The organism is Seonamhaeicola sp. MEBiC01930 (assembly GCF_045277075.1).
Classification (GTDB): Bacteria; Bacteroidota; Bacteroidia; order Flavobacteriales; family Flavobacteriaceae; genus Seonamhaeicola.
This window is the reverse complement of record NZ_CP104270.1, coordinates 1,954,987-1,969,578: the sequence shown is the minus strand read 5'-3', so window position 1 is coordinate 1,969,578 and position 14,592 is coordinate 1,954,987. Positions and strand designations below refer to the sequence as shown.

The 14,592-nt window shown below is 31.1% G+C and carries 14 protein-coding genes; 2 read left to right on the top strand and 12 right to left on the bottom strand.

The annotated features are described in order from the left end of the window. Positions 1-62: 62 nt before the first annotated feature. From queA to rsgA, 8 genes are all read right to left on the bottom strand, one after another. Positions 63-1,112 carry a tRNA preQ1(34) S-adenosylmethionine ribosyltransferase-isomerase QueA gene (gene queA, locus N1F78_RS08620; RefSeq protein WP_406682756.1) on the bottom strand — a complete coding sequence of 350 codons (1,050 nt, stop codon included), beginning with the start codon at positions 1,110-1,112 and terminating at the stop codon, positions 63-65. 85 nt (positions 1,113-1,197) lie between these two features. Beyond that, positions 1,198-2,421, bottom strand: a complete 1,224-nt coding sequence (locus tag N1F78_RS08615; protein WP_406682755.1) for a 3-phosphoshikimate 1-carboxyvinyltransferase — start codon at positions 2,419-2,421, stop codon at positions 1,198-1,200. Between the two features lie 88 nt (positions 2,422-2,509). Then, entirely contained in the window at positions 2,510-2,836 is a 327-nt protein-coding gene (locus N1F78_RS08610) for a nucleotide pyrophosphohydrolase (protein ID WP_406682754.1), read from the bottom strand. Beyond that, positions 2,836-4,758 (bottom strand): transglutaminase domain-containing protein, encoded by a 1,923-nt coding sequence (locus tag N1F78_RS08605; RefSeq protein WP_406682753.1) that lies wholly within the window; start codon positions 4,756-4,758, stop codon positions 2,836-2,838. The genes N1F78_RS08610 and N1F78_RS08605 overlap by 1 nt, the downstream gene beginning before the upstream one ends. Positions 4,759-4,764: 6 nt before the next feature. Then, positions 4,765-6,672: a DUF3857 domain-containing protein gene (locus tag N1F78_RS08600; RefSeq protein WP_406682752.1), complete on the bottom strand. Its 1,908-nt coding sequence runs from the start codon at positions 6,670-6,672 to the stop codon at positions 4,765-4,767. 71 nt (positions 6,673-6,743) lie between these two features. Further along, a complete protein-coding gene (locus N1F78_RS08595; RefSeq protein WP_406682751.1) occupies positions 6,744-7,274 on the bottom strand; it encodes a metal-dependent hydrolase in 531 nt (176 codons plus the stop codon). Beyond that, entirely contained in the window at positions 7,274-7,726 is a 453-nt protein-coding gene (gene dtd / locus N1F78_RS08590) for a D-aminoacyl-tRNA deacylase (RefSeq protein ID WP_406682750.1), read from the bottom strand. Before dtd ends, N1F78_RS08595 begins: the two co-directional genes overlap by 1 nt. Further along, positions 7,727-8,677: a ribosome small subunit-dependent GTPase A gene (gene rsgA / locus N1F78_RS08585; protein WP_406682749.1), complete on the bottom strand. Its 951-nt coding sequence runs from the start codon at positions 8,675-8,677 to the stop codon at positions 7,727-7,729. Positions 8,678-8,767: 90 nt separating this feature from the next. Here rsgA and N1F78_RS08580 point away from each other — a divergent pair, with 90 nt between their 5' ends. Beyond that, the gene (locus N1F78_RS08580; RefSeq protein WP_406682748.1) at positions 8,768-9,217 is read left to right on the top strand and encodes a hypothetical protein; all 450 of its coding nucleotides are present in this window, start codon (positions 8,768-8,770) and stop codon (positions 9,215-9,217) included. A gap of 62 nt (positions 9,218-9,279) precedes the next feature. Here the strand turns inward: N1F78_RS08580 and N1F78_RS08575 are convergent, their stop codons facing one another. Genes N1F78_RS08575 through N1F78_RS08560 form a run of 4 tightly spaced genes read right to left on the bottom strand, consistent with a single transcriptional unit; the run spans position 9,280 to position 13,196 of the window. Next, positions 9,280-10,362 (bottom strand): chorismate mutase, encoded by a 1,083-nt coding sequence (locus tag N1F78_RS08575; protein ID WP_406682747.1) that lies wholly within the window; start codon positions 10,360-10,362, stop codon positions 9,280-9,282. A gap of 11 nt (positions 10,363-10,373) precedes the next feature. Next, on the bottom strand, positions 10,374-11,225 hold the full coding sequence (locus tag N1F78_RS08570) for a prephenate dehydrogenase (RefSeq protein WP_406682746.1): 852 nt from the start codon (positions 11,223-11,225) through the stop codon (positions 10,374-10,376). A 1-nt stretch (position 11,226) separates the two neighbouring features. After that, complete coding sequence (locus N1F78_RS08565) at positions 11,227-12,372, bottom strand: pyridoxal phosphate-dependent aminotransferase (RefSeq protein ID WP_406682745.1); 1,146 nt, start codon at positions 12,370-12,372, stop codon at positions 11,227-11,229. Then, positions 12,369-13,196, bottom strand: coding sequence for a prephenate dehydratase (locus N1F78_RS08560; protein ID WP_406682744.1), 828 nt, complete (start codon positions 13,194-13,196; stop codon positions 12,369-12,371). The genes N1F78_RS08565 and N1F78_RS08560 overlap by 4 nt, the downstream gene beginning before the upstream one ends. Positions 13,197-13,476: 280 nt before the next feature. On the opposite strand from N1F78_RS08560, the gene gldA reads away from it, so the two are divergent. Continuing rightward, complete coding sequence (gene gldA / locus N1F78_RS08555) at positions 13,477-14,373, top strand: gliding motility-associated ABC transporter ATP-binding subunit GldA (protein ID WP_406682743.1); 897 nt, start codon at positions 13,477-13,479, stop codon at positions 14,371-14,373. Positions 14,374-14,592 lie beyond the last annotated feature (219 nt).

Here is a 14,592-nt window from a genome sequence, read left to right as displayed (position 1 = left end):
GAAGTATATCAAAATAAAAAAGCCTCGAAAAACGAGGCTTTTTTTATTCAACTGAATGTTTTTTATATTATCAACATAGCATCTCCATAGCTATAAAAACGGTAACCTTCTTTTACCGCTTCATCATAAGCTTTCATTATAAAATCATGACCAGCAAAAGCTGAAACCATCATTAAAAGCGTAGATTTTGGGGTATGAAAATTAGTAATCATACAATTAGCAATACTAAAATCATATGGTGGAAAAATAAACTTATTGGTCCAACCATCCATTTCATTTAGTAAGCCGTTAGACGACACGGAACTTTCAATCGCTCTCATTGCTGTAGTACCTACTGCACAAATACGTTTTTTATTTTGTATCCCTTCATTAACACTGTTTACAGCAAATCTATCAATAGAAATTTCTTCACTATCCATTTTATGTTTAGAAAGATCTTCCACCTCTACTGGATTAAAAGTTCCTAACCCAACATGTAAAGTAACCTCTGCAAAATTAACACCTTTAATCTCTAAACGTTTTAAAAGATGCTTAGAAAAATGCAGCCCTGCAGTTGGTGCTGCAACGGCCCCCTCATTTTTAGCATATATAGTTTGATAACGGTCTTCATCTTCCGGCTCAACATCTCTTTTGATGTATTTAGGAAGTGGCGTTTCTCCTAATTCGTTTAACTTTCTTCTAAACTCTGAGTAAGAACCATCAAATAAAAAACGAAGTGTTCTACCTCTAGACGTTGTATTATCAATTACCTCAGCAACTAATGTTTCATCATCACCAAAGTATAATTTATTTCCAATTCTAATTTTTCTTGCTGGATCTACCAATACATCCCAAAGACGTTGCTCCTCGTTTAATTCTCTTAACAAGAAAACTTCTATTCTAGCACCTGTTTTCTCCTTATTACCAAATAATCTGGCGGGAAACACTTTTGTATTATTTAAAATTAAGACATCATCTTCATCAAAATAGTCTATAACATCTTTAAACAACTTATGTTCTATGGTTTGTTCTTTTCTATTAAGGACCATTAACCTAGATTCATCTCTGTTTTCTGATGGGTACTCCGCTAATAGTTCTTGGGGTAAATTAAAGCCAAAATTTGATAATTTCATCTAATAGTTTTGTTTTTAGTTTATTTTTTAGAAAGCAGCAAATATACAATCTGAGAATAGGGATTGTCAAGTATTTATCTAATTATTATTCAGATAATTTAAACCCAATAGATTTTAGGTCGTCCCAAAAGGCAGGGTATGATTTAGAAACCACCAAGGCGTCCTCAATTACAATAGGCACTTTTAACGCTAAAGGGGCAAACGCCATTGCCATTCTATGATCATTATAAGTGGCAATAGAAACAAATTCTTTAATATTGCTAGAGGTCTTTAAGTGTAATGATTTATCTGTAATATTAACTTCACCACCCAGTTTCTCTATTTCGGTTTTTAAAGCTACCAACCTATCAGTTTCTTTAATTTTCAAGGTATGAAGCCCAATTAAATCACATGAAACACCTAAAGCAAAACATGTTACTGCTATAGTCTGCGCAATATCTGGTGCATTCTTTAAATCTAGATTTAAATGTTCTACATCCGTAGCCTCCTTAGTTAATGTCACTGCATTTGAATTAAACGTAGTTCTTACTCCAAAATGTTTATATATTTCAACTAAAGCAGAGTCTCCTTGTAACGAGTTTTCCTTGTATGAAGTTAAAGTAATTTCCGTACCAACATCACTTAGAGCGGCAATACTGAAATAGTAAGATGCCGATGACCAATCTGACTCTACAACTAAAGCTTTCGGCTCTAAATTTTCAGAATTAGATTTTACTGTAATTACATTTTCATTAAATGATGTTTTTACACCTATTTCATCTAACAAACTTAAGGTCATCTTTATATAAGGCACAGAAGTAATCTCTCCTTCTAAAGTTAATTCAATTCCATTATCCAGCTTTGAAGCTATTAATAATAAGGCAGAAATATACTGGCTACTAACATTTGCCTTTAAGCTTACCTTATGTTTACTTAACTTTTTGCCTTTAATTCTTATAGGCGGATACCCTTCATTCTCAACATATGAAATATCTGCTCCAAGTTCCTTTAATGCGTCTACTAAAATTAGAATAGGGCGCTCTTTCATTCTTTTAGAGCCTGTAAGTACAGCCTCTCTACCTTCTTGAATAGAAAAGAAGGCTGTTAAAAAACGCATTGCTGTTCCGGCGTGGTGAATGTCTACTACTTCTGCATCTGTATTTAACGCATGAGTCATTAAATTGCTATCATCTGAATTTGAAACATTTTTAAGACTAAAAACAGGGTATAGTGCTTTTAAAAGCAATAGTCTATTTGATTCACTTTTAGAACCCGTTATTTGAACTGAAGACCTCTTAGCAACTTCAGATTTTTGAAGCGTTATTTGCATACCTTTTAGTAAAATTTATAAACAAAGGTGCAAATTTACTGGATAATAGAGATTAAAGCTATGAAACTTTAAGATTTTTTTGAAAGTGTTATTTCAACTTTTCATTATTATGATGTCTGTCATGATCACGTTTTGCTTTCTTATCCATTCTTTTATCAAAAGCTGCCTGTAAATCAGTACCTGTTTGGTTAGCTAAACAGAGCACCACAAACAGTACATCTGCTAATTCTTCGCCTAAATCTTTATGCTTATCACTTTCTTTTTCGCTCTGTTCACCATATCTACGGGCAATTATTCTAGCAACCTCACCAACTTCTTCAGTTAATTGTGCCATATTGGTAAGCTCATTAAAATAGCGTACGCCGTGTTCATTTATCCAATCATCTACAATTTTTTGAGCGTTTTTTATATCCATTATGCCTTAGTTAAAACTATCTGTTCTGCTTCTTTTGAAATCATTTCATTGAAAAACTGTTTCAAAAATAAGTAATTATCTGTCGAAATTCTTGCTTTTTTAATTTCAAAACTAACCTTAACTTGAACTTTATTACTAATTACATTAGTAACAAATCTAAATGACCCTAAGTTATTTGGAATTTTCATTAAAATTGGCTCTGGAATTGATTCTGTCTTATACCCTTCTGGAAGTGATATTGTTATGCTATATTTATCTTCAAACGGATAACCAAAATCTACCGGAAACTCTCTTTCCTCTGCTTTAAATGGGTTCTCTTCTAATTTTAAGAACATCATAGGGTTTAAATAAATTTTATCACCCGATACCAAAGCAGCATCTTCGTAAAGAAAACTGAATGATTCAGATACAAAGCCTTCATATTTGTCTGTATTTTTAACCTTATAGTCTGATATTTCAATATTACTTAAAGCCTCTTCCTTATTAGCTATAAAGGCATCCAAATCTTTATTTTTAAATCTTTCCCTAAACTTAAACGCATTGTGATTAGTATATCTAGACATAACCGTTCCTTCAATTGAGCCATCTATATCCAATTTCGTGTTTAACAAATATTGCTCAACCGCTTTCTCTGGCTCCCCCAAAGGAATGTTATTCCACTTCATGTTAAGATTATCTATTAAAATTCCCTTCCAATTATAATCTTTAACAGGTAATAAATTTATATCACTAAATTCATTTGTAGCATCTAAAAAATACCGCTTTTCATTAATAACAGCATATGCTATTACATAATTTAATCTATCAACTGTTGGAAAAACTGGTGTAACATTATCTTTGGTACTAATAACGACTGGATTAGCATTAATACCCGCATACCTTAACATGGCAACCAAAGTTAAGTTGATATCTCCCACATTTCCCTTTTTTTCTTTTAATGCTTTTTTTATACCATAAAAAAAGTATTTTCCATCCATACTATTCCATTTAATATGTTCTTTAACATACTTAAAAACCGTCTTCATCTTATCTATTGGATTTGTTTTTCCTACCAAAAGCTCATCTAAATATTCATCAAAATTTTTCGACTTATCGAGCTGTTTTTCGTAATCTTCAGTATTCCCAATAGTTTTAGCTACATCTCCCCAGGTACTTGAATAATGTTTATATACAACACCAGGTATTTCTATTGAAACTAACTCAAACATTACTCCTGCTCTATAATTATCTATATTATCAACATAGTTTTCATCTTTTAATGCCGGCACATCATTTAACTCATAATTAATAGCATTAGTATTATTGTATGATTTAGATTTTTTTCCATAAAACAAGATATTCCCTTTTCTAGTTTGATTAAAATTTAAACCATCTGGAGTTTTTAATTCAGCCACAATTTTCTTTATTGGAATATCATACTGAAACCTGAACTCATCTATATTCCATACAAATGGAGAAGTGATTTTATATTTAAATTCTAAAACTGAACCTTCTTTTACATTTGGCATGGTAAACTTAATTTCATTATAATTATAACTGATTTCAGTTTTGAATACATTGTTCTTTTCCAACTCAGTTTTTACTATTTGCCCTCCATCTAAATTATAAGTGTAAGCTTTAACTTTACCAATGGTTTCATTAGCACTTCTAGTTTTAAATAAATTAATTTGTTTAGTAGCATGTTCAAACCCATCTCTGTTATAAATTTTAACACGCTCGTGTATTTCTGTAACTAATTTCCAAGCTGTTAAATCGAAATAAGTACTCTGTTCCTTATACAAAATTACGGCATTTGCAGTTTCATCAAGATCATATGATTTCTCTTGTAATTCTTCCTTTGAAACCTTACCAAATTTATAATCTTGACCAAAAGAACATGTCATACTTAAAACATAAATCACTGACAGAAAAATATTTTTCATTTATTTTTATTTTTTTATTAGAACTATTTTAGAATTATCACATTTAGAAATTTGCTTTCGGAAATCACGATAATTCCCATATTCGGTTTTTGCAAATTCACCACTTAGAATAAGTAGTTTTCGCTTATACGTTAATTTGTTATCACTTAGTATATAATCCACTTTATACTCTCCAAATTTATTTTTAACATCAGTGTTTTTAGGTATTGATTCCACATTAAATCCCTCAGGAAGAGCTATTTCATAAACATCTTCATCTAAATATCCTCTTTGGATCTCTAAAGACATTTTTCGGTTTCTATACCTATCTGGAATAAAATTATTTTTATTAAAAACATTTGCCGAAAAAATTATCCTTTCTCCTGCTATTGAACCATATTTCTTAGCATCAACTTGAAGTTTTTCAATAAATTCTACTTTGTCTTTATCGTTTTCAAATACAAATTTTTCAATCTTTAAATTGTTGATTTCACCCCAAAATTCTTTGTAAAATTCAATAACCTCTGAATTAGGTTCTGTCTCCATAAAAAACCTATTATCATATTGAATTCCTCTTGTTTTTATGATTATTTCAGAACTAATACTGGCATCTGGATTTAAAGTGATTTTTGCCTCAGTATATTGATAATTTGATTCATTTAAGTATTTCTCCGTACGTATAATCTTGCTGAAATCCTTTTCTACAACTAAAACATTTCTATTATCCGTAAAATCTCCTATAAAACCAAAAGGGTGTATTTGACTGGTACAATCAACCCATATCATTTTTTCTTTATTTGGAATACCCAGAATAATGTGATTTCCTTGTTCTAATGAGGCAAAATCATTTTCAAAATCTACTATTTCATTCCCTGCTTGTACTACAGTATAATGAGATTTAACTCCTGCAATTTCAAGTAATGCATGTGTGTAATTAGTTAAACCTTTGCAATCTCCGTATTTTAATTCATCTACTACTAAAGCATCAATGGGTTGTACACCACCAATTCCTACTTGTACACTAATATAACGGGTATTATCTTGAACAAACTGGTATACTTTTTTGGCTTTTTCTATTGGATCATTAATTCCATTGGTTAATTCCAACACCTTGTTTTTAGTTTCTTCAGAAACTGAGTTTCTATCTGCCAACAGTTCATTATTTATCCAATTTCCAAATTCATTCCAATTACTTGCTATTCCATCAACCCCATAAAAATGAAACTTATCTACAGCCGATAATACCTTAGGAGAAAATTTTGACAATGACGGACTTAAATCTTCAGGTTTTAAGGCCGGTGTATTTTTAAGAATGTATTTTATATTACCTCCTTCGTTAATATTTTCAATATTAAATTGATCAAAATTAACCTCTTTAAATCTCAATCCTAAGCTCGCTTGATCTGAAATTGAATAAACATCCTTTTCTATACCTAAAAAGTAACTATCAATAGGTCTCCAAGAAGGAACCCCAGCTGTATTTGGAGTTTCTATCTCACAATTGAACATAACGGTATAAGGGTATTTAATTGGAAAATATGACATAAACAGCATTCGAGAATCTGAATAAAGCGTACCTCCATCAACGGCACTATGATCTATAAAATCTTTCTTTCTTATTTTCTTAATTTCATCCCCATGCTCATCATAAACAATTGCTTCAATTTTTTTTATTTTATTGTACCTATCGTAACCTGATATTGCTCCTACATTTCTATTCCCTTCTTCATTCAAAACAGTAATTATCCTCTTAAGGTGAATAGTCATCCTTTTTTGTGATTCAATAATAACTTCCATTTCATTCAACCTTACCACAGCATTAGCATTCTTGCTAAGGTTTTCTGGAATAGTTAAACTAGAGTATAAATTGTTTTGAGAAAAAATTAACGAGGTTGTGAATACAAGAAAAATACTCACTATATATTTCAAAATCATAAAGCAGGAAATTGTCTTATTAGGGTAAAAGTATTATAGTTAATTTTTAAATAGTATGAGAAAAGTCAGTTTCAATTGAAAAACTTATTCTTCGCATTTAAATATAAAAATCTTACGACTAAAATAAGAAAACATGGGATAAAAATATATTTAATTTCGCTAAAAATTACTCGAAGCCCCCATTCTGATAAAAACTTCTTAACACCTATTGGAGATACTTTAATCTCTCTAAACGGAAAGAAAAAGCGCTCATTATTAAGAGGAATAAAAAACCCAACACCTTTACCACCAGAGGTCATGGCATCAAAAACACCATGAGACGCGGTTGAAAGAAAAATAACCAAAAACCAAATGATTTTATTATTTCTACCTAAGGTAAACATTAAAAAAAGTGCCCAAAATACAGCAAAAACAATAGAATGGGTAAAACCTCTATGTCCAAAGGGATGCTCATAAGGTATTCCCAATTTAAAAGCAACAACATCAAAATCTGGAAATATTGCAGAAAATATTGCCGCAATAATAAGCCATTTTAAATTCTTGTTATCAATAACCTTTGAAAGTGTAAAACCCACTATGCCATGAGCAAATAATGACGCCATTACTCTTTGTTTTTAGAATCTATAATAATGGTTACTGGGCCATAGTTAACTAAACTAACATCCATCATGGCTCCAAACTCTCCGGTTTGAATTTTTTTACCTAAATCTAACTCTAATTGTTTCACAAAAGCTTCATAAACAGGAATAGCCACATCTGGTTTGGCAGCTTTAATATAACTAGGTCTATTACCTTTTTTGGTAAGTGCATGAAGTGTAAATTGACTAACAACAATAACTTCTCCTTCAGCATCAAGTACAGACTTGTTCATAACCCCTTTTTCATCACCAAAAACACGTAGATTAACTATTTTCTTTGACAACCAACTTATATCTTCAAGAGTATCCTCATTAACAATCCCCAAAAGGATTAAAAGCCCATGACTTATTTTTGCAACTTGTTCTTTTTCAATAGTCACAGAGGCATCAGACACTCTTTGAATTACAACTTTCATTTAATTAGCATCCCAATTATCAGTTCTATAATTCTCATCTTCACCTTCAAGAATTTGCAAATAGCTTCTGTATCTAGAATATGTTATTTCATCAGCATCTAAAGCCTCTTTTACAGCACATTTTGGTTCTTTTAAATGCAAGCAATTATTAAACTTACAATTTTGTTTTAAAGCAAATATTTCTGGAAAATAATCACCAACTTCTTCCCTATCCATATCAACCACTCCAAAGCCTTTTATACCTGGTGTATCTATGATTTTAGCATCAAAATTCATATCAAACATTTCTGCAAACGTTGTTGTATGTTGCCCTTGCATATGCAGATTAGAAATCTCTTTTGTTTTCAGGTTTAAATCTGGTTGAATTGCATTTACTAAAGTAGATTTACCAACTCCTGAATGACCAGAAAACATACTTATCTTTCCTTTCATAAGTGTTTTTACTTTGTCAACATTCTTACCAGTTTTCGCAGAAACACCAATACACTCATAACCTATTTTTCTATAAACAAATGCCAAATATTTTACCTCTAATAATGTTTCTTCATCATAAGCATCAATCTTATTAAAGAGTAAAATAGTTTTAATAGAATAAGCTTCAGCCGTTACTAAAAACCTATCTATAAAGCTTGTTAAAGTGGGAGGATTATTAATAGTTATCATTAAAAACACCTGATCTAAGTTAGCGGCAATAATATGAGTTTGCTTTGATAAATTTACAGACTTGCGTACTATAAAATTGGTTCTGTCATGAATTTTATAAATAACTCCAGACTCCTGATTATTTTTTGTTTCAACCTCAAAATCTACTACATCTCCAACAGCTATTGGATTAGTGCTTTTAATTCCTTTTATTCTAAATTTCCCCTTAATCCTGCACTCATACACTTTTCCTAACTCGGTTTTAACCGTGTACCAACTTCCTGTAGATTTATAAACGAGTCCTGTCATAGTTAATTCAAAAATAACCTAAAATTATTATTTTATAAGTACGAATTCTTTTATATTCGACATATTAAATTTTTAAACAAATTCAACAACATGAAAAAATTTATCTTAATTATTGCTATTGCAATATTTGGTTTAACTGAAGCTAATGCTCAATACGAGTATAAGGTTATTACAAGTGTAGAATCCATTGTTCCTAGTGGACTAGGTCGTTCTAGAATTATTAGTGCAAATGATGAGAAAGACTATAAGGAATATACTACTACTCAAACAGAAGAAGACAATACACGAAACAAATCTAAACGTGGAGACATTAGAGTTAAAGGGTTTGATGAAACTAAGTTATTAAACTTTTATAACCTAGGAGGAATTAGGTTTCAAAATATTGCAGCAAATGATGCTATAATCACTTCTAAAATAAACACGATGATTGAAGAAGGATGGGAGCTTGCTTTTGTAAATACTGGGGTTGAAAGTGAAGGCGGTAAAGGAGATGGTCAAGGTATTTTTATTACAAGATATTTTTTTAGAAGAAGTAAATAATAACTTCTATAAATAAAAAAAGCCTCACAAATAGTGAGGCTTTTTTTATTTAATTATTCCTATTATCCATTAATAACCTTTTCTTGGTGATTAATAGATTCTTGATGAACAGCTTTAAACATCTTCAAAATAAACTCTTCACTTAAACCATGCTCTTGTCCTTCAAGTACCATTCTACCTAAAATCTCATTCCAACGCTTGCTCTGTAAAACAGCAAGATTCTTTTCTTTTTTAAGTTTACCAATACCATCAGAAACCACCATACGTTTTCCTAATAATTCAATAATTTCATGATCCACAACATCAATCTGAGCTCTTAAATTATCAAGTTTACTGGTATATTCTGCATCAGGATCTATTTCTTTTTTTACTTTTAAATCACGCATTATTTGCACTAAAGTAGATGGCGTTACCTGTTGAGCCGCATCACTCCATGCATTATCCGGATCATAATGCGTTTCAATCATTAACCCATCAAAGTTTAAGTCTAAAGCTACCTGAGATACATCAAAAACCATATCTCTTTTACCTGTAATATGAGATGGATCATTAATTAAAGGAATATCTGGAAATTTATTTTGAAACTCAATTGCCATTTGCCAGTTAGGGTTGTTTCTGTATTTTGTTTTTTCATAAGTAGAAAATCCTCTATGTATAGCACCAATATTTTTAACACCTGAACTGTATATTCTTTCTATTCCTCCTAACCATAATGATAAATCTGGGTTAACAGGGTTTTTAATTAATACTGGTTTATCGGTTCCATCTAAAGCATCTGCAATTTCTTGCATTATAAAAGGAGAAACCGTAGAACGTGCTCCAATCCATAACATATCTATATCATACTCTAAAGCTAATTTTACATGAGCAGCATTTGCTACTTCAGTACAAACTTTCATTCCCGTTTCTTCTTTCACCTTTTGTAACCACTTTAACCCTAAAGCTCCAACACCTTCAAAATTACCTGGTCTAGTTCTAGGTTTCCAAATACCAGCTCTAAAATAAGTAACGTCAGTATCTTTTAGCTCATGCGCTATTTTTAAAACTTGCTCCTCTGTTTCAGCACTACAAGGTCCTGCAACTACCAATGGATGATCTAGTCCTAAATCATCTAACCAGGCTCTCATTTCTTTTTTGTTTTCCATAATTTTTACTCTTAACTAATTCCGTTTAATATGTCTTTTATATGATTTGTGTTTTTCATCTCATCAAAAATAGCTTCAAAATCATTCTGTTTCATTAACTCTTTAAAATGAGAGAGGTTATTTATGTACTCTTCTAATGTTTCAATTACATTATCTTTATTCTGTTTAAATATAGGTGTCCACATTTCTGGTGAACTTTTGGCAAGCCTTACTGTTGAAGCAAATCCACTACCCGCCATATCAAAAATATCACGTTCGTTCTTTTCTTTTTCTATTACAGTTTTACCCAACATAAATGAACTTATATGCGATAAATGCGACACATAAGCAATATGTTTATCATGAGCTTCAGGATTCATGTATCGAATACGCATCCCAATAGCTTTAAAAATATCTAGAGCTTTTTCCTGTAGCTTAAAGGCGGTTTTTTCAACTTCACAAATAATATTGGTTTTACCTTCAAACAAGCCACTTATAGCTGCACTAGGACCTGAATGCTCTGTACCTGCAATAGGGTGTGCTGCTAAAAAATTTCTCCTTTTTGGATGATTTTCTACTACTTTGCAAATTGCTTCTTTGGTTGAACCTGCATCTATAACCAACCCGTTATCTGAAACTTTATCTAAAATAGAAGGCAATAATTTTACAGTAGCATCTACCGGAATGGAAACAATAACCATATCTGCATGTTCAATATCATCTAAAGTAGCTTTTTTATCAATTAAACCTAGTGATAACGCTTGTTCTAAAGTGGCCTCCTTTCTACTAATACCATGAAGCACCACATTAGGATCATGCTTCTTGATATCTTTAGCAAGACTACCCCCTATTAAACCAACACCTATGAAATAAATATTCTTCATCCTACTTTACTCTTGCAATAGCTTCTTCTAAATCTTCTGTATTGGCGCAAAGTGAAAACCTAATATAACCTTCTCCTTGACTTCCAAAAATGGTCCCGGGAGTAATGAAAACATTATTCTCCACCAATATTTTATCTATAAACGCTTCCGATTTTAAATTTGACGATAATTTAGCCCACACAAACATACCTGTAGCCTCTCTATCATAAGTACAATTTAGCACATCTGCTAGTTGCCAGACTAAATCTCTCCTCCTTTTATAAACACTATTTAAAGTAACATACCACATCTTTGAGCACTTTAAAGCTTCAATAGCTCCCTTTTGAATGCCATAAAACATTCCTGAGTCCATATTACTTTTCACTTTCAGGACATTACTTATAAGCGCACTATTTCCCATAACCATTCCAACACGCCATCCTGCCATATTGAATGTTTTACTTAAAGAATTTAACTCTAAACAAACATCTTTAGCTCCATCAATATTTAAAATACTTGTTGGGTTATTGTTTAAAACAAAACTGTAAGGATTATCATTAACTATTAATATATCATGTCTTTTAGCAAAATCAATCAAACTTCTAAAAACTATTTCAGAAGGTTGTGCGCCAGTTGGCATGTGCGGATAATTAACCCACATCAATTTAACCTTACTTAAATCTAACTTTTCTAAAGCACTAATATCTGGTAACCAATTATTAGATGCATCTAACTTATAAAAAACAGGATTAGCTTCAACTAACCTTGTTACAGACTGATATGTTGGATAACCAGGGTTTGGAATCAGAACCTCATCACCTTTGTTCAGATATGCCATAGAAATATGCATGATTCCCTCCTTACTGCCCATTAATGGTAAAATCTCTGTTGCAGGATTTAAACGCACCGAGAAATGCTCTTTATAAAATGAAGCTATAGCTCCACGTAATTCAGGCAAACCTTGGTAACTTTGATATTTATGCGCATTAACATCATTCAAACTACTGCTAATTGCCTCAATTACTTTTTGAGGCGGCTGCATATCTGGACTACCAATACCTAAATTAATTACTGGCTTACCCTCAGCAATCATTGCATTTACCTCTCTTAACTTTCTAGAGAAGTAGTACTCTTCAACAGTATGCAATCTTTTAGCTACTTCAATCATAATTTTGCGTTTTTATATTCACCCAAAACCTTAAAACCTTCACCCATTATTTCTATAATGGATTTTGCCTTTTGAAAATTGCTGTAATCATCAAATGTAATATCAACAAAGAAGGCATACTTCCATGGTGTCTCAATAATTGGCAAGGATTGAATTTTGGTTAAATTCAACTTACAATCACTCATAACATTAAGTATAGTTGCTAAACTTCCTCTTTTATGGTTAGCCTCAAATTTAATAGACGCCTTATTAATTTCGTTTTGCGGAACTTCAGAATTAGTACGCTTAACTATTGCAAAACGAGTTTCATTATGCTTAATAGTTTGAATACTTCGCCCTAAAATTTCTAACTCAAATATTTCCGCAGCTAAGACACTAGCTATCGCTCCTATACCATTAAGTTGATTTTCATGAATACGCTGAGCTACTTCAGCCGTATCTTTATCTTCTACCAGCTTAATATGCGGGAATTCTTTAAAAAACTCTTTACATTGCAATAATGCCATTGGATGCGAATACACTTCCTTTATATCTTCAATACTTTGTCCCGGTAGGACCATTAAATTATGCTGAACATCAACATAATGTTCTCCAACTATATGCAAACCATACTTATCAATTAAAGCATAATTAGGAATAATAGAACCCGCAATTGAATTCTCTAACGCCATAATAGCAGCATCAGATTCCTCTGAAATTAAAGAATCTACCACCTCATCAAATGTTAAACATTCAATATTATGAACTGCCTTATCAAAATATTGCTGTGATACAATGTGATGAAAAGATCCTTTAACGCCTTGTATTGCTACCGTTTTAATCATAAAAAAAAGTCTCGATTTTCACCGAGACTTATATTTAAATTTATTGTTCTAATTTATACATATAATGCCTCGCCCCTTTAACTAAAAAAGAAGTAATAAAAGCTAAAATATCTATAAACCACTGTTGTTCTCATAATTACAGCGGCTAAAGTAGTTAATATTTTAAGAAATCAAAATTGTATAATTAGTTTTTTGAATTTTTTTTTAAAGTTTTAAAGATTTTACAGCAAAACTAAGATTACATTATATAATCATTTATTTTTGAATAAATTTTTTAAGCATGTCTTTAGAAGTAGATTCTATTTTAAAACTTTATGGTAGCCAGAAAGCCTTAAACAATGTTTCATTTAAGGTTGACAAACCTGAGGTTGTTGGTTTTTTAGGACCTAATGGTGCTGGTAAATCTACTATGATGAAAATTTTAACCACCTACTTAAAACCATCGAATGGAGCTGCCAAGGTTAATAATTTAAATATTAAAAGTGATAAACAAAAAGTTCAACAAAGTGTTGGTTATTTGCCCGAACATAACCCATTGTATCTAGACATGTTTGTTAAGGAATATTTAACCTTTAATGCCAATATTTATAAGGTATCTAAACAGCGTATTAATGAAGTTATTGAACTCACAGGATTAACTCCCGAGGTTAAAAAGAAAATAGGACAACTTTCAAAGGGTTATCGTCAAAGAGTAGGATTAGCCACAGCATTATTACATGATCCTGAAGTTTTAATTTTAGATGAACCTACTACTGGATTAGATCCTAATCAATTAGTTGATATTAGAAATCTCATAAAATCTATTGGCCAAACTAAAACAGTTTTTCTTTCTACTCATATAATGCAGGAGGTTGAAGCCATGTGTGACAGAGTTATTATAATCAATAAAGGTGAAATAGTTGCAGATAAAAAGCTATCTGAACTTAGGGATAAAAAGGAACAAACCGTAATAGTAGAATTTGATTATCGTATTGAGGATGCTTTTTTAAAAAAACTTCCTAATGTCAAATCTGTAATTAACACTCACGGATTTGTTTATGAAATAACATTTACTACTTCTGAAGACATGCGGTCTTACGTCTTTGATTTTGCACATGATAACCAACTTAAAATTCTTCAATTAAATCAAAAAAATGCAAGTTTAGAAAGTTTATTTATAGAACTAACCAAATTATAAATATGATTAAATAATACTCTTATTTTGCATATTTTATAAAAACTACTGTAAAAAAACTAATTTTGCTTAAATTGGTTAACCAACCTAACTCTTTATGACAAAAATCATCTTTACAACAATAATTGGGTGTTAATTTTGCCCATTATAATTTAACATGAAATGCTTGAAGAGATATAATTCTGTAGAAGTTTTATAGTATTTTAGCATTATAACAAACAG